Origin of the sequence: Flavobacterium nackdongense (assembly GCF_004355225.1) — a bacterium.
GTDB lineage: Bacteria > Bacteroidota > Bacteroidia > Flavobacteriales > Flavobacteriaceae > Flavobacterium > Flavobacterium nackdongense.
The window spans coordinates 222,305-249,238 of record NZ_CP037933.1; the positions used below are offsets into that span (position 1 = coordinate 222,305).

Annotated in this window: 15 protein-coding genes; 14 read left to right on the forward strand and 1 reads right to left on the reverse strand. The window is 37.2% G+C overall.

Annotation, left to right across the window (positions count from 1 at the left end; genetic code table 11):
• Positions 1–17: 17 nt before the first annotated feature.
• The 10 genes from E1750_RS00935 (at position 18) to E1750_RS00980 (ending at position 18,028) form a co-directional block, all read left to right on the forward strand.
• A complete protein-coding gene (locus E1750_RS00935; RefSeq protein ID WP_133274951.1) occupies positions 18–3,206 on the forward strand; it encodes a SusC/RagA family TonB-linked outer membrane protein in 3,189 nt (1,062 codons plus the stop codon).
• A 16-nt stretch (positions 3,207–3,222) separates the two neighbouring features.
• The gene (locus E1750_RS00940; RefSeq protein ID WP_133274952.1) at positions 3,223–5,115 is read left to right on the forward strand and encodes a RagB/SusD family nutrient uptake outer membrane protein; all 1,893 of its coding nucleotides are present in this window, start codon (positions 3,223–3,225) and stop codon (positions 5,113–5,115) included.
• 38 nt (positions 5,116–5,153) lie between these two features.
• Positions 5,154–5,843 (forward strand): DUF3823 domain-containing protein, encoded by a 690-nt coding sequence (locus E1750_RS00945; RefSeq protein ID WP_133274953.1) that lies wholly within the window; start codon positions 5,154–5,156, stop codon positions 5,841–5,843.
• Positions 5,844–6,071: 228 nt separating this feature from the next.
• Positions 6,072–7,385: a glycoside hydrolase family 71/99-like protein gene (locus E1750_RS00950; protein ID WP_133274954.1), complete on the forward strand. Its 1,314-nt coding sequence runs from the start codon at positions 6,072–6,074 to the stop codon at positions 7,383–7,385.
• A gap of 273 nt (positions 7,386–7,658) precedes the next feature.
• A complete protein-coding gene (locus E1750_RS00955) occupies positions 7,659–9,950 on the forward strand; it encodes a GH92 family glycosyl hydrolase (protein ID WP_133274955.1) in 2,292 nt (763 codons plus the stop codon).
• A 46-nt stretch (positions 9,951–9,996) separates the two neighbouring features.
• A complete protein-coding gene (locus E1750_RS00960; protein WP_133274956.1) occupies positions 9,997–12,210 on the forward strand; it encodes a GH92 family glycosyl hydrolase in 2,214 nt (737 codons plus the stop codon).
• Between the two features lie 352 nt (positions 12,211–12,562).
• The gene (nirB, locus tag E1750_RS00965) at positions 12,563–15,070 is read left to right on the forward strand and encodes a nitrite reductase large subunit NirB (protein ID WP_133274957.1); all 2,508 of its coding nucleotides are present in this window, start codon (positions 12,563–12,565) and stop codon (positions 15,068–15,070) included.
• A 142-nt stretch (positions 15,071–15,212) separates the two neighbouring features.
• Positions 15,213–15,590 carry a nitrite reductase small subunit NirD gene (gene nirD, locus E1750_RS00970; RefSeq protein ID WP_133274958.1) on the forward strand — a complete coding sequence of 126 codons (378 nt, stop codon included), beginning with the start codon at positions 15,213–15,215 and terminating at the stop codon, positions 15,588–15,590.
• Between the two features lie 35 nt (positions 15,591–15,625).
• Positions 15,626–16,207, forward strand: coding sequence for a DUF4202 domain-containing protein (locus tag E1750_RS00975; RefSeq protein ID WP_133274959.1), 582 nt, complete (start codon positions 15,626–15,628; stop codon positions 16,205–16,207).
• A gap of 12 nt (positions 16,208–16,219) precedes the next feature.
• The gene (locus E1750_RS00980; RefSeq protein WP_133274960.1) at positions 16,220–18,028 is read left to right on the forward strand and encodes a sensor histidine kinase; all 1,809 of its coding nucleotides are present in this window, start codon (positions 16,220–16,222) and stop codon (positions 18,026–18,028) included.
• On the opposite strand, the gene E1750_RS00985 is transcribed toward E1750_RS00980, so the two are convergent.
• Positions 18,025–18,225 (reverse strand): YXWGXW repeat-containing protein, encoded by a 201-nt coding sequence (locus E1750_RS00985; RefSeq protein ID WP_133274961.1) that lies wholly within the window; start codon positions 18,223–18,225, stop codon positions 18,025–18,027. The two genes, E1750_RS00980 and E1750_RS00985, sit on opposite strands and share 4 nt — an antisense overlap.
• 107 nt (positions 18,226–18,332) lie before the next feature.
• Here E1750_RS00985 and E1750_RS00990 point away from each other — a divergent pair, with 107 nt between their 5' ends.
• From E1750_RS00990 to E1750_RS01005, 4 genes are all read left to right on the forward strand, one after another.
• A complete protein-coding gene (locus E1750_RS00990) occupies positions 18,333–18,992 on the forward strand; it encodes a response regulator transcription factor (protein WP_133274962.1) in 660 nt (219 codons plus the stop codon).
• 444 nt (positions 18,993–19,436) lie between these two features.
• Complete coding sequence (locus tag E1750_RS00995) at positions 19,437–20,774, forward strand: MFS transporter (RefSeq protein ID WP_133274963.1); 1,338 nt, start codon at positions 19,437–19,439, stop codon at positions 20,772–20,774.
• Between the two features lie 677 nt (positions 20,775–21,451).
• Entirely contained in the window at positions 21,452–25,558 is a 4,107-nt protein-coding gene (locus E1750_RS01000; protein ID WP_133274964.1) for a hybrid sensor histidine kinase/response regulator, read from the forward strand.
• A 146-nt stretch (positions 25,559–25,704) separates the two neighbouring features.
• Complete coding sequence (locus tag E1750_RS01005) at positions 25,705–26,934, forward strand: glycoside hydrolase family 88 protein (RefSeq protein ID WP_227873933.1); 1,230 nt, start codon at positions 25,705–25,707, stop codon at positions 26,932–26,934.

Here is a 26,934-nt window from a genome sequence, read left to right on the forward strand (position 1 = left end):
ATTTTGAATTTAAATTTATGAAAAAGACAATCAACCAAAACCAAGAGTTTGCAACGATAAAATGGTTAGCCACCGTCTTTAGTTTGCTACTCTTACTTAGTTTAACCAATTTATCGGCACAGACTAAAGGCGCAACCAGCCGCAAAATAGTAGGAACTGTGCTCGACGAGGCCAATGTACCTATACCAGGGGTTTCTGTTTTGGTAAAAAACACCACCAAAGCCACTACTACAGATTTTGACGGTAAATATGAAATCACCGTTCCTACAAATGTAAGCATCTTGCAATTTAGTAGTATTGGTTTTTTGAAACAGGAAAAAGACATTTCAGGAAAGTCAGTGGTCAATGTAACCTTAACACTCGAAACGAAGAGTTTGTCTGAAGTAGTGGTTGTTGGGTATGGAAAGCAAAAGAAAGAAACCTTGACGGGGGCCGTTTCGAATATTACAACAGCTGCAATTCAAACCACAACGAGTGCGAGTATGGCTCAGAAATTACAAGGAAAAGTAGCGGGACTTAACATTCGTCAAAATTCTGGGCAACCGGGGGTATTTGACAATTCGATCAATATTAGAGGATTTGGTTCTCCAATGTATATTATTGACGGGGTCCGCAGAGGGGATGGTAGCGAATTTCAACGTTTGAATGCAAACGATATCGAAAGTATTTCGGTCCTGAAAGATGCTTCGGCTGCGATTTATGGTTTAGGTGCTGCCAATGGAGTTATTTTGGTAACTACCAAAAAAGGAAAAAAAGGAAAACCAGTTTTCGAATACAGTTCGGTTACAGGATTTATTTCACCAACCGACATTCCTAGAATGGCCAATGCGGGCCAATATGCTGAATTGTTCAATGACACTCAAATCAACAGAGTAATTGGTGGTGTCCCTTTCTACACCCAAGAGCAAATTGATAAATATGTAAATGAGGTTCCAGGTTTTGAAAGTACCGATTGGTATGATGTTGCCATCAAGAAAACCGCTATGCAAACACAACATAATCTTTCGGCTTCAGGAGCGTCAGACGATGTGAGTTATTTTATAGGTCTTGGTTATGTAAATGAGGAAGGATTGCTTAAAAGCAATGACATGGGGTATCAACGTTATAACCTACGATCAAATTTAACCGCCAAACTGACTAAAAATGTTGAGGCTCAACTTTTAATCGGAGGACGCTATGATAATAGAACCCAACCAGGAGATAGTTTTTTCAATATTTTCAAAGGTACTCGTTCCAGTGTTCCAACCGATAGACCTTACGCAAACAATAATCCACTTTATCCAAGCATTGTTTTGCCTGGTAATCAAAATCCAATGGTGTTAGCCGATAGAGATATTACAGGATATGTAGATGAGGTAACTAGAAACTTACAAACCTCACTTTCTTTGGACTACCATTTTCCTTTCCTGAAAGGAATGTCTTTGAAAGGGATGGCTTCATATGATGCCAATAATTTTGAATCCAATAATTTATCAAAGTCTTACACTTTATATAGTTATGATCAAGTTTTAGGTATTTATAAACCGGTAATTATGCGTAATGGTACTGGTAATATTTCCTACAGAACCACTAATAGTAACAGTCTTAGTTTACAAGGCTTTTTGACTTATAAGCCTGATTTAGGCGAGAATCACAATCTAAGTGCTGTAGGTGTCATTGAATCAAATCAAGGCAATGGGCAATTTGTATCCATCAAAAAATTATATGCAACGGTTTATACCAAAGATGAAATTCGTTACGGAGATGCACTCAATCAGGAAACTGATGGACTTCGCTCTGAATCTGCCGATTTGTCTTATCTTGGTCGTGTAAATTATGATTTTAAAGGGAAGTATTTATTAGAATTGGCCGGACGCTACATGGGCTCTTACCGATATTCACCAGAAAACAGATGGGGTTTTTATCCTATGGGATCTGTGGGCTGGATAGTTTCAAAAGAAAATTTCCTAAAAAATAATGTAAGTGTAATGTCTAATTTGAAATTACGTGCTTCTTATGGTACCACGGCGCAACCTGCCGGAAATGCCTTTCAGTACATAGATGGGTACACCATTGGATCTGGAGGTTCTTGGGAGTTTTCTAATGATTTGATTACCAATGGGGTTTCGACTCCAGTGCCTGCCAATCCAAACCTGACTTGGCAAACTGCCACCACTACCGATTTTGGTATCGATTTGGGATTCTGGCAAAACAAGTTCACTTTTACAGCGGATGTCTTTGATCGTTTGGTCGAAGGTATTCCAGCCAACTTAAGTGTGGGTCTTCCTAATACTTACGGTGGAACATTGCCGCAAGAAAACTTAAATAGCAATCGTACCCAGGGTTTTGAGTTCGAAATTGGTTACAAAAACCATGGTCGAGCTTTCAAATATGATGTTTCGGGCAATTTTACCTATTCTCGTACCAAAAATTTACACCGCGAAGGAGAAGCATTCAACAACAGTATGCAACGCTACACCAATCAAAAAGGATACAGATGGAATGACCTTCAATGGGCCTACACTTACGATGGCTATTATCAAAATGAGCAAGAAATTCTGAATGGTGCCTTGCAAAACGGTGCTACTGGAAATATCAACCGTGAACTTCCTGGTGATTTTAAATACGAAGATATCAACAACGACGGTATCATCGATGGGCAAGATCAAAAACCTCTTTTTTATAATTCAGCGCCAAAAATGTTTTTTGGTATGACCATGAATGCTGCTTTCAAAGGTTTTGATATTAATGTTTTATTCCAAGGTGCGGCTCAATACACCGTACGATATACAGGCGTTTATGGCCAAGTGATGGCATTCAATGGTAATTTACCTGATTATTTCTATGACAGATGGCATAAAGCTGATCAATTTGATCCTACTAGCGAATGGATTCCAGGGAAATGGCCTGCTACAAGACTTATTGCCGATGTAGGAGGAATGTACAAAGAAAGTTCTGTTTGGAGAAAAGATGCAAGTTATGTAAGGCTAAAAAATATCGAAATTGGGTATACTTTCGAGGGTGATCAACCCTTCATGAAACAAATTGGTATCAAATCTTTACGATTTTATGCTAGTGGTTTTAACTTATATACTTTTTGTGATCCTTTCGTAAAAGCTTTTGATCCTGAAAAAACAGTAACTACAGATGATGGAGATCAAGAAGGAGAAGGCTTTACCTATCCGCTGACTACCACTTACAATTTCGGACTTAATATTAGTTTCTAATTTAAATTAAAAGAAAATGAAAACATTTAAAAAAACATACTTCCTGCTGCTTTTTGCCTTAGTTTTTGTAGGATGCGAGAATTCACTTGATTTGGAACCAAGAGATAAGTTGACTGCAGAAGAAATATTTGCAACGCCAGCCAGCACCAATCTTTATTTGGCCGATCTCTATAATCGCCTTCCTATCGAAGACTTGACTTTTTTTCCAAACCAAGGATTCAATTACAATGGCTCTAATCCAAATAATAATGGGATTTGTGAAGAGATGTTTACTGGTATTGCCTCACATTCCAACGTGAATGCCCCTGGCTTTATCAATGGTGATAAATTCAAATGGTGGTCAGAAGCGTATACCTTGATTCGAGATATCAATTTGTTTATGGAAATTGTACCAACCCTAAATATTTCTCAGCAACAAAAAGACCTTTATTTAGGTGAGGCTTCCTTTCTTAGGGCTTTTGCTTATTATGGATTGGTGATACGCCACGGCGGTGTTCCAATCATCAAAACGCCGCAAGTGTATAACGGCGATTCGGAAGCACTAAAAGTACCAAGAAATACAGAGAAAGAAACTTGGGATTTTGTACTTTCAGAATGTGATGCCGCTATCAAAGTGTTGGATATTGACCCAAATAAAAGAAAAGCCTCTAAATGGGCAGCTTATGCCTTAAAATCAAGAGCGGCTCTTTTCGCTGCTTCTATTGCAAAGTTTGGTCCTAAAAATCCGATGTCAGGTCCTGCTTATGATGCCAAATTAGTAGGTTTAGATCCTGCCGATGCAGCGGGCTACTATCAAATATGTATTGATGCATCTAATGCCATTATGGATTCTAACAAATTTTCGTTGTACAAACCATTGCCAGCCACTCCAGAAGAAGCAACCGAAAATTATAGGTCGATGTTCGAAAACCCAAACCTTGCGTTAAATACTGAAGCAATATTGGTAAAAGGACGTACTCTTATCGGAAATAATTATGGTAATAACTATGATATTTGGTATAGCCCAAATCAATTGAAAAACGGTTGGCCAAGTCCAGGAAGGATGAATCCCACCCTAGAATTTATTGATTTGTACGAAAGCTATGCCAATCCAGGTGTAAGTTCACCGATTCTAACCGCTACTGGAGATGACATCAATAATTATAATGGTTTTAATAAATTGAAACCCTACTTCAAGTATTCAAATCCACAAGATATTTTTGCAGGAAAAGATGCTCGTATGTTTGCCACAGTTATTGTACCAGGTTCTAAATTTAAAGATGTTACCATCAATATTCAGGGTGGTTTGGTAAATCCGGCAGGTTCATTAGTACTAACCGGAAGTGCAAAAGTAGGTACTACTGAGTATTTTGTGTTCGGTGATTCAAATGCATTGAATTACTCTGGATTTGCGCCAATTGCATCCGATCATACTAAGACTGGATTCTCATTCAAAAAGTTTTTGAAGACTACACCTACCATCAATGGTTGGAATTCAAGTACTACCGATTATATGGATATGAGATACGCCGAAGTGCTGTTGAATTATGCCGAAGCCGTCGTCGAAAGTGGTTTAGGTGATGTTACCAAAGCGACAGCCGCACTAAATGCGACTAGAAGAAGAGCCGCTTTTATGACTGCCATTCCATTGACTGTTACCAATGTGCAAAGAGAAAGAACTGTGGAAATGGCTTTCGAACACAAAAAATACTGGGACTTGATTCGTAGAAGAGAATACCACGAAAAGTTTAATAACGTGAAACAAAAAGCTTTAAGACCTTTGCTTGATTTAAGAGGAACTGCTCCGTATAAATATATTTTTGTAAGAGAGAATCTGAATATGAATCCACAATTGTTCTTGACCAAATATTACTATAAAGATATTCCAGGAACGGCGCTTAACGGATTAATTCAAAATCCACAATACTAAACCAATAAAAAGATTAACCCAATAAAGAATTTAATATTATGGATAAATATATAAGAATTTTTATATTAACAATTTTCGTAGGCGTTTTGAGTTCTTGCGAAATGGATAATTTAGACGAACCAACTGCTGGTTTATATGGTAAAATTATCGACGAGAAAGATGGGACACTAGTACCTCAAGATATTATTCAAGGTTCGGTTATAGAACTTCGGGAAGCAGGTTATGCCAATGTAGCTCCGCAGAACTTGGTTATCAAAAATAATGGCACATACGAAAATAGCCGTCTTTTTGAAAACATGTACACTGTTCAACCAGTGCGAACTAATTTTCAGTTAGTTGCTCCACAAGAAGTAAAGATTGCAGGTAGAACGATGCTTGATTTTACAGTAAAACCATACATACGAATTTTGGAGCCAAAAATAGAAAAAGTGGGAACTAAGATTGTGGCAACATTCAAGTTAGAACAAACGACAGCTGATTTGGTCAAGAAAATAGGGCTGTATTCGCACAGAGATCCCAACGTAGGCGAATTTATGCAAACCTCTAGAACCGAAGTTACTTTGAATGCTTTGGCTGTTCCTGACCAAATTTATACCGTCGAACTAGAAACCGCCGGTAATGCTAATATTATTGTTGGTAGGACGTATTATTTCAGAATAGGTGCTTTGACAGCTGCTCCTGAAACAAAGTCCAACTACGCACCGCAAGTAGTTTCGTTTACTTTCTAAGTTCTTTTGTTCCTTTCTTTTTTTCTAAAAAGCCTAATCCGCTTCAGGGATTAAAGAAAGGATTTTTTTTACTTTATTTTGATTACAGACGATATGAAACCTTTATAATTTATAGAGGATGGTCTTTTTGTTGGAATATTTTAGGGCTTTTAAATCCATCCTAAAGTTTTTTTGAGACAATAATTCGACAATAGAAATTTCCTTTTTTAAAGTGATAAATACCTTTCAATGAGACTAAATCGGCTTTCTATAGTGGTGATGCTTCCCTTGTTTGCTTTTTCCATACTAAAGGATCATGTTTCAGTACCAGCAATACTTGATAATTCGTCGAAAGATACCATTTATGACGAATCGGGTTGCCTGTACAAATCCTACGATAGGCTCGTGATGGCGGGCTACCAAGGATGGTTTGCCGCCCAGAGCGATGCCTCTCAAAGAGGCTGGTATCATTACAAAGGCAGTTGTGGTTTTGGTCCCGGCTGTTCTTGTATTGATTTTTGGCCCGATATGAGGGAATATATCCAACAGTACGAAACACCTTTTTCTTTTGCCAACGGTGACAAAGCTTCGCTATATAGTCCTTATGATGCCTCGACGGTCGATTTGCATTTCAAATGGATGAAGGATTACGGCATCGATGGCGTGCACATGCAACGATTTGTTGTTGAAATCAACGGATCGAAGTTGAATGGGAAAAGACATTTTAATAAAGTGCTCGAAAATGCGCTTAAAGCTGCTGCAAAATATGACAGAGCGATTAGTATAATGTACGATTTAAGCGGCTGCAAAAAAGAAGATATCGCCTTTGTGGCTGAAGATTTTAAAGAATTGCAAAAGCAGTTTGATTTATTTAACAATAGTAAAAATCCAACCTATTTGCGACACAACGGAAAGCCGATGGTCAGTATTTGGGGGGTGGGTTTCAATGACAAACGAAAATACAGCATTGCCGACATCGATGCTTTAGTGACTAAGTTGAAAGGTCCTAACAATAGAGTATCCGTATTATTGGGTGTTCCTTATTATTGGAGAACATTGGTAAAAGACACTCAAACTAATCCGGAATTGCACACACTCATAAAAAAATGTGATATGATAATGCCTTGGGCTGTGGGCAGGTATAAAATAGACAGTTATAATCCCGCTGTCCTTGCAGAGGATATCCAATGGACCAAGGCCAATGGGGTCGATTATGTTCCTTTAGTTTTTCCGGGATTTTCTTGGGGAAATTTAAAAAAAGATGTTTCACAATACAATTCGACTCCTAGGTTAAAAGGGGATTTTTTATGGAAACAAATTGCGGGAGCAAAGCAAGGCGGAGCGCAAGCATTGTATGTGGCAATGTTTGATGAAGTAGATGAAGGCACTGCGATATTCAAAGTGTTGAATCAGAAAAATGTCCCATTAAACGGGACTCAAGAAAAAAAATTCGTAGGTATCGAAGACGATTTACCAACCGATTATTATTTATGGCTCACAGGACAAGGGGCAAAATGGTTTCATAACGAAGGAAATTATAGTGCAACCAAACCCGAGCGATAGCTATAATAGACGGCGTTTTCCGTTATACAAGTTTGCAATATAAAAATAATAATATTGAGTTAGTTTAGTAGTGAATGAATCCCTCTGCGAGGCTTTGAATGTAGATTTACATCTCAAAGAGGGAACTTTCAAAAGCGGAAAGTTAACCGAAATGGTTCCATTTTTGGAGGATCGATTTTAATGAAAAGAAAAATAACATACCTTGATAAAAGGCCGTTCTCTACCTGGAATTTTACACAAAATAAATGAAATACTATATTTAAAATAGAATTAATGAAAATCAATTTCAAGAAAAATGTATTAGCGGCGACCTTTGCAGTTTTTTCAATTTGCAACGCGCAGCAAAATCCCAAAGCATCAGAAGTGCAAAATCCTGTAGACTATGTAAATCCGTACATGGGAAACATCAGCCATCTTTTGGTGCCGACCTATCCCACCATTCATTTGCCCAATAGTTTTTTGCGCGTTTATCCAGAGCGTCGCGATTATACCAGTGTTAAGTTGAATGGTCTTCCTATGGTGGTAACGAGTCATCGCGGGAGTTCAGCTTTTAATCTGAGTCCTTTTCAAGGAAATGAAAAAAACATAAAACCTGTAATTGATTACTGTTATGATCAGGAAAAATTGACGCCTTATTCCTATGGCGTTTATTTAGACGAGCAGCAAATTATGGTCAATTTTGGTTTGTCCCACCAATCGGCTTGCTATGATTTGCAATTTTCAAAAGAAGAAGCGGTTTACTTAATTCTCAATTCTAAAAATGGAGAAATGAATTGGAACGGTACAGCGATTAGTGGTTTTCAACTATTGGAAAATGACACAAAGGTATATTTGTATTTAATTCCTGAAAAACTGCCGCAGACTGTTTTAAATGCAGCCGCAGGCCTCTTGAAAGAAGCAAAAACTGCTCAGGGTGCCAATGCCAATTTAGTGCTGAAATATGCTACTGGCTTGAAAAAATTGAATGTAAAATATGGAATTTCTTTTATCGATGTCAATCAAGCAAAACGCAATTTGGAGCGTGAAATAAATTCTAAAACTGTTGCTCAATTGCAACAAGAGGGACGTAAAATCTGGAACGAATCTTTGGGGAAAATAAAAATTTCGGGTGGAGACTATAACGAAAAGACCGTGTTCTACACCTCGCTTTACCGCTGCTTCGAGCGATCGGTTTGCGTTTCTGAAGACGGACGTTACTATAGTGCTTTCGATAAAAAAATTCACCAAGACAAAGGTCGAAATTTTTACACCGACGATTGGATTTGGGATTCCTACCGTGCACATCATCCACTACGCGCTTTGATAGAGCCCAAAAAAGAAGAAGATGTTCTGAATTCTTTTGTGCTAATGGCGGAACAGATGGATCGTTTATGGATGCCCACCTTTCCCGAAATTACAGGTGACAGCCGCAGGATGAATTCCAATCACGGAGTAGCCTCGATTATTGACGCGTACCGAAAAGGACTTCGAAATTTTGATTTTGCCAAAGCGTATCAAGCGTGCAAAGGCGGAATAGAAGAAAAAACATTGGCACCTTGGTCGGGAAAACCTGCTGGAGAATTAGAAGTATTTTATAAAAACAAGGGATATTACCCTGCCTTAGAAGTGGGGCTAGAGGAAACCGTTCCCGAAGTACATCCTTTTGAAAGCCGTCAGCCTGTGGCAGTTACCTTGGGAACCTCTTATGATGAGTGGTGTTTGTCCCAAATAGCCGAGGAATTAGGCAAGAAAGAGGAAGCGGATTATTTCAGAAAAGCTTCTTTTAATTACCGTAATTTATTCAATTCCGAAACCAAATTCTTTCACCCCAAAGACAAAAATGGAAAATTCATAGAACCGTTTGATTATATTTCTTCGGGCGGAATGGGAGCAAGAAAATATTTTGGCGAAAATAATGGCTGGATTTATCGTTGGGACGTGCAACACAACATTCCTGATTTGATCAATTTGATGGGAGGCAATGAGGAGTTTGTCAAAAATCTAGACGAGATGTTTACCAAATCATTAGGAAAAAGCAAATTCGAATTCTATGCGCAATTACCTGATCACACCGGAAATGTAGGGCAATTTTCTATGGCAAATGAACCTTCTCTTCATATTCCTTATTTGTATAATTATGCCGGTCAGCCTTGGAAAACACAAAAATACATCCGCAAACTTTTGAGCGAATGGTTCCGTAATGATTTGATGGGTGTACCGGGCGATGAAGACGGCGGCGGATTATCGGCCTTTGTAGTATTTTCTCAACTCGGATTTTATCCAGTGACACCGGGCGTTCCTGTATATTCTATAGGTAGCCCCGTCTTTGAATCTTCTAGTGTGCAATTCGAAAATGGAAAAGCCTTCAAAGTAGTGGCTAAAAATTATGCGCCGGAAAACAAATACATTCAATCGGCGACATTAAATGGTCAGGAATGGAATAATCCTTGGTTTTCGCACGAAGCTATCAAAGACGGAGGTGTTTTAGAATTAACAATGGGAAATCTCCCCAATACACTGTGGGGAAACACACCGCTTTTTTATAACCAATATGCAATAAGTTCAGTAGTACCTTCAAAACAATAATTGAAAAAGCCCCTTTTCTATCTATTAATATAAATCATATAAAAAATTGAAATACAAGATTCTATTTGTTTTTTTTGTATTCTTCGGTCTATTCAATTCTTGTAAATCGGAATACCAGTACGACGATGCGCTACGGTTTATCGATCCGCAAATTGGCGGGGTGGCGCCGCTATTGAAGCCCACCAAAACAAGAATGCATATTCCCAATGCGATGGTGAGAGTCAATCCGGAACGAAAGGATTATCGCGACGATCAAATCCGGTCTTTTCCGCTTACGGCCTACAATCATCGAGGTGACGGTATTTTTAATTTTTTACCTGTTTCGGGCAATTTACCTCTTAACAAAGAGCCCATTTCGGCTTGGGATCAGGAATTAGAGCAAGCTTCACCGTTTTATTACTCCACTTGGCTCGAAGATTTTGATATTACACTAGAATATGCTCCCGGAGAAAAAGCAGGTTTTTATCGATTCAATTATAAAAATGCAAAAGACAAAAAAGTATTCCTCAAAGATTTGAACGGTACCGATTGGCAGTTGAATGCCGAAGGGGATTTGGTTGGCGACTTGGTGTTCAAAGAAATGAAAGCTTACGCCTACGTTAAATTAGATGTACCTGCCACCTTAAGTCAAGTAAAAGTTAGTCCACAGGGGGTTAATACTTGGCTAACTTGGGCAGATGCTTCACCGCAACAAATTAATATGAAATACGGAATTTCTTATATTAGTTTGGAGCAAGCCAAGCGAAATTTATCAAATGAAATTCCCGATTGGGATTTCGAAAAAGTTAAAGCGAATGCCCGTAAGCAATGGCAAAATTTGACCAATTTGATTCAGGTCGAAGGAGGAACGGAGGCTAATAAACGTTCCTTTTACACCGCTTTATATCGTAGTTCCGAACGAATGGTCAACATCAGCGAAGAACAAAAATATTATAGCAGTTATGATAAAAAAGTGCATACAGATTCCAAGAATTTTTATGTAGATGATGCTATTTGGGACACCTTTTTGGCGGTGCATCCACTTCGAACTATTTTTAATCCACAAATGGAATCGGATATGATTTCGTCCTACGTTCGAATGTTCGAACAATGGGGCTGGATGCCGCAATTTCCGCAAGTGCACGGCGAGACCGTCCCGATGAATGGATTCCATTCGACCATTATGGTATTGGATGCTTACCGAAAAGGGCTGAAAAACATAGATTACGAAAAGGCCTATGAGGGTATGAAAAAGAATGCTTTACAGCAAACAATGGTGCCTTGGCGTTCGGATGTCGCTTGCGAATTAGATCAGTTTTATGCCGAGAAAGGGTACTTTCCCGCCTTGCGTCCGGGCGAAGTTGAAACGGTTCCATTGGTACATCCTTTCGAGAAAAGACAAGCTGTCGCGGTAACCTTGGCGCACAGTTATGATGATTGGGCTTTGGCTCAGATGGCATTAGAATTAGGCAAAAAAGAAGATTATCAGTATTTCTTGGCAAGAGCTACAAATTACAAAAACTTGTATTGGAAAGAAAAAGGATTCTTTATGCCAAAAGATAAAGATGGAAACTGGATCGATATCGACCCTAAATTCGACGGTGGAATGGGAGGTCGTGATTATTACGATGAAAATAACGGTTGGACTTATTTGTGGAACGTACAACAAGACATTCCTGGTCTTCAAAAATTAATGGGAGGTAAAACGGTGTTCAAAGATAGATTGGATCAGCTTTTTAGAGAAGATTTAGGAAGAAGTAATTATGAATTGTATGCCAAATTTCCTGATTTTACAGGCATTGTAGGGCAATTTTCTATGGGAAACCAACCGAGCTTTCATATTCCTTATTTGTACAATTTTACAGACTCCCCTTGGAAAACCCAAAAAAAAATTAGGATGCTTTTAAACACTTGGTTCAAAGACAATATTTTTGGAATGCCTGGTGATGAAGATGGTGGCGCTACATCCGCTTTTGTGGTTTTCTCAGCTATGGGTTTTTATCCTATTACCCCCGGACTGCCTATTTACACTATCGGTAGCCCTTGGTTCACCAAATCAACCTTGCAACTTCCTGAGGGTAAAAAATTCATTATTTCGGCTCCAAAGTGCTCCGAAACCAACAAATACATTCAAAGCGCCAAATTGAACGGAAAAACTTTAGATGGACCTTGGTTTACCCATAATGATATTGTCAAGGGTGGAATTTTAGAACTAGAAATGGGAGCGTATCCCAATAAAGAATGGGGGAGCGATCCGAAAAGTATTCCAGCAATTTTTTGACTGGAGCAAGGCAGTGAAATAAGTACTATTGTGGATGGGAGCGCAAAGAGTGAAGTAGGGTGTGATATTCGAGTTGCGCTGTTTGCAGTACTAAACTAGAAGTTAGGTGTTTGTATTTATAATAGGTGAAAATCTGTAACGATCTGAGGTAAAGATTGTTGCAGATTTTTTTTGTTTATATCGTATTGTAATACGTTGTTACTAAGTTTTCCATTGAATTACCGCTTAAATTTCTGTCATCACAGCGGATGGACTGATCTATTTAAAAATAAATCCTGTTTTTTTTCTAAATTAAGTATCAATATTAAGTATTTATACGTATGTTTGCGTAATAATACTTAATTTTTATATTATGATTAAAGTTATAGTAGTCGGAAACGGCATGGTAGGCTATAAGTTTTGCGAAAAATTTATCGCAAAATCAGGTCAAGAAAAATTTCAAATCACAGTATTTGGCGAAGAGCCAAGACGCGCTTACGACCGAGTTCATTTGAGCGAATACTTCGCCGGCAAGAGCGCCGACGATTTGTCTATGTCAACTTCTGCTTGGTATGAAGAAAATAATATAATTTTAAACACATCAGAATTAGTACTCAAGATCGATAGGGTCAACAAAACGATTGTCACACATTTAGAAAAATCGTACAAGTACGACTACTTAGTTTTGGCCACGGGTTCTTCCGCTTTTGTTCCGCCAATTCCTGGAGTAGAAAAAGAAGGTGTTTTTGTGTACCGAACCATCGAGGATTTGGACGCTATTATGGCCTACGCCAAAAAAATAAAACAAAATGGAGCAACCGAAGCTGCGGTATTGGGTGGCGGTTTACTTGGTCTTGAAGCTGCAAAAGCAGTTCGTGACTTGGGGTTGAATCCGCACGTTGTGGAATTCGCTCCACGATTGATGCCAAGACAATTAGACAAAGGCGCTAGCGATATGCTTCAATCTAAAATTGAGGAACTCCATATTGGGATTCACCTCAACAAAGCAACCCAATATATCGATGGTGAAAATAGTATCAAAGGGATGATGTTTGCCAATGATGAATTACTAAAAGTAGATATGTTGGTAATTTCGGCAGGAATAAAACCGCGTGACGAACTCGCAAGAGTTTCTGGATTAGTGGTCGGAGAACGCGGCGGTGTTCTGGTCAATAATACCATGCAAACATCAGATCCTTTTATTTACGCTATTGGTGAAGTGGCGTTGTATAACCAAATGATTTATGGTCTTGTAGCTCCGGGTTACGAAATGGCCGATGTAGCTGCCGAGCAAATTCTGGGTGGCGATAAAGCAATGAGAGAAACCATCGATATGTCTACTCAATTGAAATTAATTGGAGTAGAAGTAGCCAGTTTTGGTGATCCTTTTATTGAAAATGACGATGTGGTTGCCATCGTTTTCGAAAATAAATTCAGTGGTATTTACAAAAGAATCAATGTAACCAAAGATGGTAAAACGCTTCTTGGCGGCATTCTGGTAGGAGATTCATCCGATTATAATGGATTGTTTCAAATTTATAGCAATGCGATGGCCTTACCTCCAAATCCTGAAGATTTAATTTTAGGTTCAAGAGGTGGTGAAGGTTCTACTATGGGAAGCGCGATGGATTTGCCTGATACCGCCGTAATTTGTTCTTGTGAGAATGTAACTAAAGGAAGTATTTGCTGCGCGATTACCGATGGTAGTTGCGAAACTTTATCTGATGTAGTCAAATTGACCAAAGCAACATCAGGTTGCGGAGGTTGCAAACCAATGGTGGTCGACTTGGTCAAGGCAGCTCAAAAATCAATTGGGAAAGAAATAAAAGAGAGTATTTGCGAGCATTTTCATTTTACCCGACAAGAATTATTCGATATTGTAAAAATCAATAAATACACTAATTATTACGAGGTAATCGATCATCACGGAAGTGGCGATGGTTGCGAGGTGTGTAAACCCGTTGTAGCCTCTATTTTCTCCAGTATTTATAACGATACGGCCAATAAACACGTGACAACTCAAGATACTAATGATAGATTTTTGGCCAATATTCAGCGAAACGGAACTTATTCTGTCGTTCCAAGAGTAGCTGCTGGCGAGATTACACCTGAGAAATTGATCGTTATTGGTCAAGTAGCCCAACAATTTAATTTATATACCAAAATTACAGGAGCACAACGTGTCGATTTATTTGGCGCACACGTTAGTGATTTGCCCGAAATTTGGCGAATTCTTATCGAAAATGGTTTCGAAAGTGGTCACGCTTACGGAAAATCGTTACGAGCGGTCAAAAGTTGCGTCGGAAATGCTTGGTGTCGCTATGGTATGGATGACAGCACCACTTTTGCAATCGAATTGGAAAATAGATACAAGGGCATTCGTTCACCGCACAAGTTAAAAGGCGGGGTTTCGGCTTGTATTCGCGAATGTGCCGAGGCGAGAGGAAAAGATTTTGGAGTGATTGCTGTCGAAGGCGGTTGGAATTTGTACATCTGCGGAAACGGTGGTGCCAATCCGAAACACGCAGTTTTATTAGCAGAACAAATTGACAAAGAAACCGTTTTTAAGTATATGGATCGTTTTCTGATGTACTATATCCGTACTGCCGGGCCTTTGGTAAGAACATCAACTTGGTTAGAAAAGCTCGACGGAGGTTTAGATTATTTGAAAGAAGTGATTATTCATGACCGCATCGGCATCTGCGAAGCTTTAGAAGCGGAAATGGCATCCTTGATTGGAACCTTCGAATGCGAATGGAAACAAGTGCTCGAAAAACCAAGATTGATGAAACGATTCAGCCATTTTGTGAATTCTGACGACAAAGACGATAACATCGAATACGTTCCGTTACGAGATCAAAAAATGCCAAAACCTTGGTAAATATCCACTTGACTTGCTACAAAAAAGCAGTGATAACTACTTAAATTCAATCAAATTCTTTCCAAAACTACTTCAACGGCTTGATAGTCTTTCGCAATTAAATAAGAAGTTGGAGTATTGGAAAGATAAAATATATTAAAAAATGGAAAACCTAATAAACGAATACCAATCAGTTGCAATTGAAGATGTTAAAGTCTGGTTCAAAGCCGGCACATTAAAAGATTTTCCAAGCAATAGAGGAGGGTGTATCAAATATAAAAACAAACAAATTGCCGTTTTTAACTTCGAAAGAAGAAACGAATGGTATGCGTGTCAAAACGCTTGCCCACATAAAATGGAAATGGTTTTGTCCAGAGGAATGACCGGATCTGCTGATGGTGTACCCAAAATAGCTTGCCCTATGCACAAAAAAACTTTTTCACTTGTGGATGGTTCCAACCTGAATGGCGAAGAATATTCAATTGCCACTTATCCTGTAAAAGTAGTCGATGAAGAAGTATTCGTTGGCTTTTTGGAATAATTGTGTATCTTTGAATTTAAACAATTCAAATCCTAATGACACAATTTCAGAACGCCAGTGCGTGGATTGATGCCGAAAATGCTCAAGATCCGAACAGCGAAATATACCAATCTAAAGCACATCCAAAAGAGCTTTTATATTCGAATAGAATGTATGAACGGTTGATGGATTTTTGTCCAAACGCTTCAGAACAAGTTCAAATAGCATCCAAAGCGCAACACATTTGCCGCTGGAAAATGCCTCGCGAATCTTATCCGATGGATCGTGTGGGTTATTTGAAATGGCGGGAAGAATTGAAAAAATTTCACGCACAAACTACAGCCCAAATTTTGGCGAAAGCCGGATATTCTGACGAATTTATTGACAGAGTTTCATTTCTTATCGAAAAAAAATTACTCAAAAAAGACACCGAAACCCAACTCCTCGAAGACGTTATTTGTCTCGTTTTTTTGGAATTCTATTTTGACCCTTTTGTACAAAAACACAACAGAGAAAAAATGAAAAATATTATTCTAAAAACTTGGAATAAAATGTCCGAATTGGGTCAGCAAGAAGCCTTAAAAATCAATTTCAGCCAAGACAATTTGCAGTTGATAAAGGAAGCGCTAGGGCTATAAATCCAGTTGGTAATGGAAAACGAAAGCAAAGAGATTGTCGATATTGTAAAATTCAAAAAGTTGAGGCGATTGTATATTTTCGCTTTGCTAACGATTGCTATAACGGTAATTTTGAGCCAAATCCTTATTCAATACAATCTGTACAATCAATTAAGTGATTCTAGAATTATCAATATTTCAGGTAAGCAGCGAATGCTCAGTCAAAAATTGACCAAAGAAATTTTAATATTAAATTTCGTTCCTAAAGTTCAAAGGGATGCCAAAGAAATCGAACGTGTCAATGACATTCTTGCCTTATGGCAATTCAATCAAAACGCTTTAGAAAAAGGCAATGACAGCTTGCGGTTTCCAAAGGAAAAAAGCGCGGAACTTTCCAATTTGTTTGAAGGAATTCAGCCCAATTTTAATGCTATAGCTAAGGCTGCCGAAGCATTTCTCCAAAATAAAAAACTTGGACTTGGGGAGAAAAAAAACCAACAGTTGCTTCAAACAATACTCCAAAACGAGCCTATTTTTCTCGAAAAAATGAACCAAATTGTCGGGCAATACGACCAAGAAGCGCTCGAGAAAGTTACCTTACAAAGTAAAACCGAGTACGGAATTTTAGTTTTCACACTGCTGGTCTTGCTTTTGGAATTTCTTTTTATTTTCAGACCAACGAATAATAAAGTAGAAATGCTCATTTCTAAACTTTTATTTTCAGAAAAGAAAGCGTTAAAACTGGCACACGATACCGAGGTCATCAGTGAAGCAAAGGAAAATTCGGTAAAAGAATTGAAATCGCTAAATTATGCGATGGAAAACACCTTGCTCTATTGCCGAGTTGCTCCTAATGGTGCTATTATTCATATTGGAGAAAAATTCTCCAAACTGTTACAATACAATCCGTTTATTTCTGACAAAACTTTTGCTGAGGCATTAACTTCGGTTGAAAAAGAGCAAAACTATATCAATCAAATTATTCTCGAAAAACAGCGAACCGGCTGGCAGGGCGAGATTAATATTACGACCAAAAACGAGCAATCTATTTGGCTCGACCTATCGATGGTTCCAGTGACCATCAAGAACGATGAATCGGAATTGTTGGTGATTTGCTTTGACATCACCGAACGAAAAAAAGCAGAACAAGAAGTCGATCGATTGAATAAACAAAATACAGACGATAAACTCAATCAGCAAAAAATTATTTCAAGTAAGATTGTCGAAAACCAAGAAAACGAACAAAATCGAATTGCCAAAGAAATACACGATGGCATCGGACAAATGCTTACAGGTTTGAAATTTAGCCTTGAAAGCATTAATTTAGAAGACAAAGACAAGGCAGAACAAAAAATAGAATACCTCAAAAAATTGTCCCTAGACATCATCAAAGGAGTTCGAACCGCCACCTTCAACTTGATGCCACCTGAATTGAGCGATCACGGAATTGTTCCCTCGCTGCTCAAACTGACGCAAGAATTATCGAAGCTAACAGGAAAGGAAATTCTGTTCTACAACAAAACTGATTTTGACCAACGATTGGACTCCTTAGTCGAAATCAATATGTATCGATTGACGCAGGAAGCGATTAATAATGCCTTGAAATATGCCGATTCTTCGCATATTATTGTGCAACTCTCGCACAGTCCCACACTTTTGAGCATCATCATCGATGATAACGGCAAAGGATTTGATGTTACTTCAGTGGATAAAAAGAGAAACAGTGAATCCGGAATGGGCTTGCTGTTTATGAAGGAAAGAATTCAATACATCAATGGTCGGGTGTTTTTTAATTCCATCCCGGGCGAAGGCACCCGAATTACGTTTAATATTCCGATTTAAGGGTTTATAGTTTGTTGTTTATTGTTTATTGTTGTTTTTGTAAACTCCCATCTCCCATCATCCATCATCCATCTCCCATCTCCCATCTTCCATCTCCCATCATCCATCTCCCATCTCCCATCTCCCATCATCCATCTCCCATCATCCATCTCCCATCTTCCATCTCCCATCTCCCATCTCCCATCTCCATCATCCATCACCCCACTTAATATCTACAATTTGTTTTATTAATAAAAAATTACGTATATTAGCGTCAGTTATTAGGTTTTAATACTTAAAAACGAAATCATAAATTAAGTACATTATGAGTAATTCAATTAAAGTGGTTTTGGCAGATGATCACGTTTTTGTTAGAGATGGCATCAAATCATTATTAGAAAACGAAGCCAATATTGAAGTTGTTGGCGAAGCGACAGATGGTTTAGAGGCATTAATTGCAGTCGAAAACAATCAGCCCGATTTGTTAATTCTTGATATTCGTATGCCCAATATGACAGGAATTGAAGTAGTTGAAAAACTCAGAAGCCAAAACAATTTGGTGAAAATTGTAATGCTTTCGATGCACGAATCAGAAGAATACGTTTTGAAATCCATCAAAGCAGGTGCCGACGGGTATTTGTTGAAAGGGTCGAGTAAGGAAGAATTTCTGAAAGCCGTCCATACTGTTGCGGAAGGTGGAAAATATTTTAGCGGTGATATTTCCTCAATTTTGATAGGTCAATTGACTCATCCTACTAGTTTTTCCGATACGAAACAGCCTATTAGTGAGGAAATGATGATTACCAAAAGAGAAAAAGAAATACTTAGTTTGTTATTGTCTGGTAAAGGAAATAAAGAAATTGCGGAAGCCTTAGACATCAGCAAACGAACCGCCGAAGTGCATCGTTTTAATTTGATGAAGAAATTAAAAGTCAAAAACCTTATCGAACTTTCAAATAAGGCATCGGAGTATTCTTTACTATAGGGAGGAACTGAACGCAGTCCAAAAGTGTAGGTAGTATAGAGCAGCTAAATTAAGTGTTGAGTCTTTTCTTATTATCGAAATTGCAATCTCTGTATGTTTTCGAAAGCACAAACGACTTCACCAAAGGTGAAAGTTGTTTGTGCTATTTTTTTTGGCAATTCATTAATGGAATGATCTGTCGAACGAGGCTCTATGCGGTAAATATGGGTAATTAGGTATCTTTCATTTCCCCCTGTTTGTTGTTGGGATGTTTTATGGTTAAATTAAGTATATTTGACTAAATAATTACGTAAATATACTTAATTATTTTTAAAAACCTGCGAAAACGCAGGTTTTATTCAATTATTTGTCGTTATTTTTGCAGTGAAACTAAGTGAAATACGTATTTAATCCAGTTATTTTACTTATACGAAAATAAAGTGTATACTAATTAAATTATCAAAAATGAGTTCAATTTCAACCAATCAACCGCTTTCTAGTTTAAATATTTTTAGTTTTAAAGGCGTTCAAATGCGCACTTTTCATATTACTTGGTTAACTTTTTTCTTTTGTTTTTTCGCTTGGTTCGGAATGGCATCGCTGATGCCCCTGGCAAAAGAGCAGTTGCATTTAACTAAAGATCAACTTGGAAATATTCAAATCGCATCTGTTTCTGCAACCATCATTGCAAGGTTATTGATAGGTCGGTTGGTCGATGCATTTGGACCGCGATTAGTATATACTTGGCTTTTAATAATTTGTGCAGTACCAGTTTTATTGATAGGAACTTCGCAGTCGTATGAAAGTTTTTTGCTCTTTAGATTGGCCATTGGTGTAATCGGGGCTTCATTTGTAATTACACAATTTCATACTTCAGTAATGTTTGCACCAGTTATAAAGGGGACTGCAAATGCTACGGCAGGTGGATTCGGTAATGCAGGCGCAGGGTTGGCAAATATTACTATGCCTCTGATTGCAGCGGGATTTGTTGGGTTAGGTGTTTGTACTCACGAAGATAGTTGGCGTTATGCTATGATTGTGCCAGGAGTATTATTGTTGGTTTTTGCTTATTTGTATTTGAGATATACCAAAGACTTGCCTAATGGGAATTATAAAGAACTTGGCATCGCAAATCAGAAAAAAGAAAATACCTTTATGTTGGCTGTTAAAGATTATCGCACTTGGGTTTTAACGGTAGCTTATGCGGCCTGTTTTGGTGTTGAAATTACGATTGATAATTTTGCTCCCATTTACTTCACCGATACCTTCGGAGCTAGTCTAAAAACAGCTGGAGTTTGCGCAGGTATTTTCGGTATGATCAATATTTTCGCAAGACCTTTGGGCGGTATAATTGCGGATAAAGTGGGTAAAATTTATGGGTTTTCTGGTAAAAATTTATTGCTCGCATTGTTATTAATCGTAGAAGGAATAGGTATTATTTTCTTTGGGTTGACCAATGAACTAGGTTTTGCTATATTTTTAATGTTTTTGTTCGGTATGAGTTTGAAAATGGCCAATGGAGCTACCTACAGCCTTGTGCCTTTTATAAATCCAAAAGCAGTAGGTAGTGTGGCAGGAATAGTAGGAGCAGGTGGCAATATTGGGGCAATGCTGATTGCCTTTTTATTCAAAGCCAAAGCAGTCAAATTTACCAAAGACCTAATCGATGCCGATGGTGTAACAAAAACAAAAGAGTTAATTGATTACACCAATGCTTTTTATACTTTGGGAATAATCATTTTGATTACGGGACTAATTGTCCTAGTAGTGAAGTATGCTGTAAAAAATTCGAATGAAGATTAGTGGTGAACGAACGTTTAAATGTTTAATTATTCGGCTTAGCATAACAGCCAACAAAAGAACTAAAAAAAAGAGTTTTATTAAAACATCAAATCGATAAATCTTATCAGTACTAGTTTTATTTTTTAGAATAATTTTTTCCCAAAAGACCTTTGATTGACTTCAAAGGTTTTTTTGGTTCCTACTCAAAGTCAATTGCAATGGTACCATTGTCACCACGTTTTAATTCAAATGTATCATTGGTATTAAATTGAAAATAGCCATCGATTGTTTCCAATACTGTATCGTAACAAAATTGGGTTCACAGCAATATAGTGTATAACTAATTTTCAATTAAGTAGATTTTTTGTAGAAAGGATTATTGGGTGCTAAGCGGGTATTTCTCTTAAAGTGAATTCAAATAGATTTTGGTATCCTTGGTAAAATTCTTCGTTTGAATTTTTAAAAATGGAGAAAAAAAATACAGAATTGGGGTGCAAATTGTTCGAACTCTATTATGTAAGTGAAATTAAAATATATTTACATTTGAAATCAGTAGTACAACTTTCAAATTGAATTTTTCGAATATCTTTTGAAGTGAAAAAAGGTAGATTTCGATAGGACTATTTTTTCTAAAATTAGCATATAAATATGAGATCTATTCGTAGATTTAACTATTTTTATTTTCGATAGCATTCCATATGAAAACTAAACTGCATACCTTTTTTTTACTCATTGCTAGCTTTGTAATTTTTGCTCAAACTGGTTCCTATCGATTGAATAATTTGTCGACAGTTCAGGGACTTTCCCAGAGCTCTATAATAGCTATTCATCAGGATGACATTGGTCAAATGTGGTTCGGCACTAGAGATGGTTTAAATAAATACGACGGGAGCAAATTCACCATTTTTCGCAACAATCCTAAGGACTCCACGTCGATAAGCAATAATGATATTCTTTCTATCCAAAAAGACAAATCTGGAAATATATGGGTAGGAACTTACAACGGGCTGAATTGTTATAATCCTAAAAAAAATACTTTTAAGCAATATTTTCATTCGAATAGCGATCAATCGTTGTGTAATAGTACGGTTTATGAAATCAAAGAAATTAAAAATGAAATCTGGATCGGTACCTCGAGTGGTTTGAGTATTTATAATAAAAATACAAGAAAATTTATTTCACTTTTTCAGAACGTAAACAATTCATCAAGTTTGCCTAATAATTTTGTTCTTAGCATTTTAGAAACCAAAAATGGAGCAATATGGGTTGGTACTGCAAAGGGATTATGCCGACTCAAGAGTAGAAAAAATAATATTTTTACTTTTCAACAGATTAAAGCAGCAGGAGATAATGAGGCGCTTTTTATACAAAAAATCAAAGAAGATGCTGCTGGCAATTTGTGGATTGGAACCAAAACCAAAGGGGTTTATAAATTTGACAATCGTTCTCAAAAACTAATATCCCTTCAAGCCAACGGACTGCAGAACGGAATTGGTCTTGATATAAGAGCAATCGATATCGATAAAAACGGTGCGCTGTGGATAGGGACTTATAGTGGTGTGAGCGTGCTGAATTCCGAGGGTAACATCCAAAAAGTAGAGAATTCTTCGGCTAAAAACACCAGTTTAAAAAAAGTTAAAGCAATTTTTACGGATAAAAAAGGTACTGTTTGGATTGGGACGTACTATAATGGGTTATATAATTGGGATGTTTCGAATGTCAATTTCACAAACTTAAATCAAAATTCAGGAAAACAGGCACTTAGTTTCGATGTCATTAGTTCCATAATAGCCGACAAAAATCAGAATGTATATTTTGGTACAGAAGGTGGTGGTATCACTATTTTGGACAAAAAAACAGAAAGAACTCGATTTTTATCTGCTGGTAAAAGCTTGGAATGGCCTGGAAATAGTATCAAATCGATGCTTTTGACCGATAATGGGATTTTATGGATCGGCACTTTTTCAGATGGCTTATCGGCTTACGATATCAAGACACAACAATTTTTGCCTTCTTTAATTTCGCCCGATTTGAAAAACTTATTGAAAGAAACTGGAGTTTATGTCATCAAAAAGGGTAGGGATAAAGATGTAATTTGGCTTGGAAGCTTTGGAAAGGGACTGATACGATATGCTATGACTACCAAAACCTATCAAATCATCGGGAATGATAATTATTCCGATAATTTTTTGACCAATAACCGTATTCGTACCTTGCTGATTGATTCCAAAGACAACATTTGGATCGGTACTCAAAGTGGATTAAATTGTATTAATTTGAATGATATTGAAAATAATAAATATAAAATCAAACATTTTTTCTTTGACAATAGTACTCTTTCTGGTGATGATATTCTGAGCTTATTTCAGGATCACAAAGACAGAATTTGGGTTGGTACCAAAGCCAAAGGTTTGTATATGTTGAATGGGTCTGCCATTAAAAGTATCAAATTTAAACCAGGAAATGAAACAGTAACCGCCATACATGCTATATTAGAAGATGCCAAAAGTAATTTGTGGTTGAGTTCCAATTTTGGTATCATCAAATACAATACAACTAAAAATGCTCTGATTGTTTACAATCAAAAGCAGGGTTTGGTAAGTAATGAATTTAATGATAATGCTTGTTTGAAGCTGGCTCCAAATCAATTTTATTTTGGCGGACCGCTAGGGGTTTCCTATTTTAATTCCGATAGAATTGCAATTAATTCCTATTCACCTCAAGTTATATTGACTGGATTAAACATCAAAAATGAATTGGTTGATGTAAATACCAATCAGGAAATTTTGGAAAATAGTATTACTTATACCAAAACATTGACATTAAGTTATGATAAGGCCAATTTTTCGATCAATTTTGCTATTCCTAATTTTATCAATTCAACCAATAATCGGTATTCCTATCGATTAGTTGGATTGGAAAACAATTGGACAACTACGGATAAAAACGAAGCAGTTTATACCATACAAACACCGGGTACCTATGTTTTTGAGGTACGAGGTGCCAACAATGATGGAGTTTGGAATACGGTACCCACCACGCTCGAAATCATAGTAGAGCCCGCTCCTTGGCGCAGTGTTTGGGCGTTTTTGCTTTATTTTATCATAATTGGAGCCGCTTTGTATGGATTGGCCTGGATTATAAAGTCCAAAGAAATTCTCAAAAAAGAATTAGAATTAGAACATTTGGAAACCCAAATTAATAAAGAAAATACTTCGGCTAAATTGCAATTTTTTACCAATATTTCACACGAATTTAGAACGCCGCTTACCCTGATTTTAGGGCCTTTGCAGCAAATTCTTTCGAATTATAACGGAAGCAATGAGATGTATAAAAAATTGATGGTTATCGAAAGTAGTGCTAACCATCTTTTAGGTTTGATCAATCGATTAATGGATTTTAGAAAGTTCGAAAACAAACAATTTATACTAGAATCTGCTCAAGGAAATATTGTCAAATTCTTAAATGAAATCTTTTTATCTTTCTCAGAATACGCCAAAGACGGCAATTATACCTATACTTTTAGCACTTCGGACGAAGAAATTCTGGTATACTATGATCGCTATAAATTAGAACGAGTTTTTTATAATTTGATTTCAAATGCTTTTAGATATACACCAAAGGCAGGTGTTATTTCGATGACTATTACTAAAGAGGATCAGGATATTATTATAGCCATCACAGATTCTGGGGTGGGAATTGCTGAAGAATATATCGATAAGATTTTTGATTTATTTTTTGAGGTTCCAGGTCATAAAAAAGTTGAAAATGATTATAATAAGGGAACGGGAATCGGTTTGTCAATTGTAAAAAACATTGTCGATCTCCACAAGGGAATTATCAAGGTGGAAAATAAAAGTACTGGAGGTGCGATTTTTGCCGTTCGGCTGCCGCTCGGAAAAGCACATCTTTCCGAAAGTGAAATCAGTAAAGATTTTAAAGTAAGCGACGATGTATCGCTGTATACTTCGCAATTGACTCAACTAAATGATCCGGAAGACGAAGAATATTTGGAGTTAGATTCCAATACTGAAAAACTTAGTATCCTGATTGTTGAGGATCATAAAGTCTTACGAAATTTTATCAAAAATTTCCTTAAATCGGAGTATAATGTTTTGGTAGCCGAAAATGGGGTCAAAGGACTGAAAAAAGCCTTGAAATATGTTCCAGATTTGGTCATTAGTGATGTTATAATGCCTGAAATGGTAGGTACCGAGCTTTGTGCTAAAATTAAAGAAAATATCAAAACCAGTCATATCCCTGTTATTTTATTGACCTCAAGAACCTCGTTTGTCTATAAAATTGAAGGTCTGGAAAGTGGGGCCGATGATTATATCAGTAAACCTTTTAATTTGGTTGAATTCAAACTGAGGATCAAAAATGTATTGAATTCTGCCCAGCGATTGAAAGAAAAATTCTCGAGCGACACCAATTATATTGCCAGCGAAATCACCACTTCGTCATTAGATGAACAATTGTTCAAAAAAGCGATAAAAGTAGTCGAAGAGAATATTTCGAATGAGCAATTTGATGTGCAAAGTTTTTGTTCGGAACTGGGTGTAAGCAGAACGATGTTGTTTACAAAAGTCAAAGCTTGGACCAATTTTACTCCCAACGAATTTATTCAGGAAATTAGAATGAAGCGCGCCGCAAATTTATTAGAACAAACCAGTCTCAATATATCGCAAGTAGCTTACAAAGTTGGTTTTACTAATCCAAAGTATTTCAGCAAGTGTTTCCAGAAGCGATTTAGAGAAACCCCTTCGCAATACGCCAATCGATTTTCGGATGATGCTAAAAACTAGTTTTCCCCTTTGAATACTTACTAATTTGTATCATTGATTACCCTTTTTTGGATTTTTAGATCCTGCTACATTTTTAAATTTGTACAACGAAAACCCAGAAGCATTCAAAAGTACATTGGGTTCAATTGTGTAAAATGAACAATCCGATGAAGAAAATCGTTTCTTTAGATGTAGAATCGAACCGCAAACATTATAATTCAATTATGAGAAGATTTTATATTATCCTTTTTTATGGGCTGCTACTTTTTTTCCATCCTAATGCCTTTGCACAGCAGCGGCTTGATGAGGCAACGATTCAAAAAAGACTCAATACCCGATTTGAAAAGCTTTTAGAATATCCTATTGACTCCCTTGGATTTCCAAGAAGTATGTCCGTCAAAACTGGGCTAATTAAAAAAGTGCCGTCAAAGGATTGGACCAGTGGTTTTTATGTGGGCAATTTGTGGCAATTGTACATCATTACTGGCGATACGAGATATAAAGAATATGCTAGCCAATGGAATCCCTATTTGGAAAAAGAAAAATTTAACGGAAAAACTCACGATATGGGTTTTAAGATTTATTGCAGCTACGGAAAAGGATATGAAATCACCCAATCCGAGGCCTATAAAAAAATAATCATAAAAAGTGCCCAGACGCTCAGCACTAGATTCAGTAATAAAGTAGGTTCCTTAAAATCTTGGGACAATAGAGACCGATGGGAATTTCCGGTGATCATCGATAATATGATGAATTTGGAATTGCTTTTTGAAGCTTCAAAGCTGACAGGGGATGATTCCTATAGAAAAATTGCCATTCAACACGCCAATACAACACTAAAAAATCATTTCCGAAAAGACAATAGTTGCTATCACGTACTAGGTTACGATTCTATTTCGGGTAAAGTGATTAGTAAAAACACGCATCAAGGGTATAGTGATGCATCTTCATGGGCTAGAGGACAGGCTTGGGCAGTTTACGGATTTACAATGGCTTATCGCTATACAATGGATAAATCTTACTTAAAACAAGCCGAAGCCACGGCTCAGTTTTTTATCAATCATAAAAATTTGCCCGTAGATGGAATTCCCTACTGGGATTTTGATGTGCCCAATATTCCGAATACCTACAGAGATGCTTCTGCGGCAGCGATAATGGCTTCGGCGCTTATAGAACTTTATTCGGTTACCAAAAATGAAATGTATTTGAATTACTCCAACAAAGTAATTCAATCGTTAAGTTCAGATAAATATCTTTTACATAAATCTGTAAAAGGACCATTTATTTTGGATCATTGCACAGGCGATTGGTCCAAAAAACTAGAGTTAGATGAGCCTATTGTTTACGGGGATTATTATTTTTTGGAAACATTAATTAGAAAAAAAGCGCTTAAATAA

Bases quoted from the DNA above. Each gene is read 5' to 3' on its own strand.
- E1750_RS00995 (WP_133274963.1), top strand. From the start codon at position 19,437: ATGAGTTCAATTTCAACCAATCAACCGCTTTCTAGTTTAAATATTTTT.
- E1750_RS01005 (WP_227873933.1), top strand. From the start codon at position 25,705: ATGAAGAAAATCGTTTCTTTAGATGTAGAATCGAACCGCAAACATTAT.
- nirD (WP_133274958.1), top strand. From the start codon at position 15,213: ATGGAAAACCTAATAAACGAATACCAATCAGTTGCAATTGAAGATGTT.
- E1750_RS00955 (WP_133274955.1), top strand. From the start codon at position 7,659: ATGAAAATCAATTTCAAGAAAAATGTATTAGCGGCGACCTTTGCAGTT.
- E1750_RS00985 (WP_133274961.1), bottom strand. From the start codon at position 18,225: ATGGATGATGGAGATGGGAGATGGGAGATGGGAGATGGAAGATGGGAG.
- E1750_RS01000 (WP_133274964.1), top strand. From the start codon at position 21,452: ATGAAAACTAAACTGCATACCTTTTTTTTACTCATTGCTAGCTTTGTA.
- E1750_RS00945 (WP_133274953.1), top strand. From the start codon at position 5,154: ATGGATAAATATATAAGAATTTTTATATTAACAATTTTCGTAGGCGTT.
- nirB (WP_133274957.1), top strand. From the start codon at position 12,563: ATGATTAAAGTTATAGTAGTCGGAAACGGCATGGTAGGCTATAAGTTT.
- E1750_RS00980 (WP_133274960.1), top strand. From the start codon at position 16,220: ATGGAAAACGAAAGCAAAGAGATTGTCGATATTGTAAAATTCAAAAAG.
- E1750_RS00935 (WP_133274951.1), top strand. From the start codon at position 18: ATGAAAAAGACAATCAACCAAAACCAAGAGTTTGCAACGATAAAATGG.
- E1750_RS00950 (WP_133274954.1), top strand. From the start codon at position 6,072: ATGAGACTAAATCGGCTTTCTATAGTGGTGATGCTTCCCTTGTTTGCT.
- E1750_RS00990 (WP_133274962.1), top strand. From the start codon at position 18,333: ATGAGTAATTCAATTAAAGTGGTTTTGGCAGATGATCACGTTTTTGTT.
- E1750_RS00975 (WP_133274959.1), top strand. From the start codon at position 15,626: ATGACACAATTTCAGAACGCCAGTGCGTGGATTGATGCCGAAAATGCT.
- E1750_RS00940 (WP_133274952.1), top strand. From the start codon at position 3,223: ATGAAAACATTTAAAAAAACATACTTCCTGCTGCTTTTTGCCTTAGTT.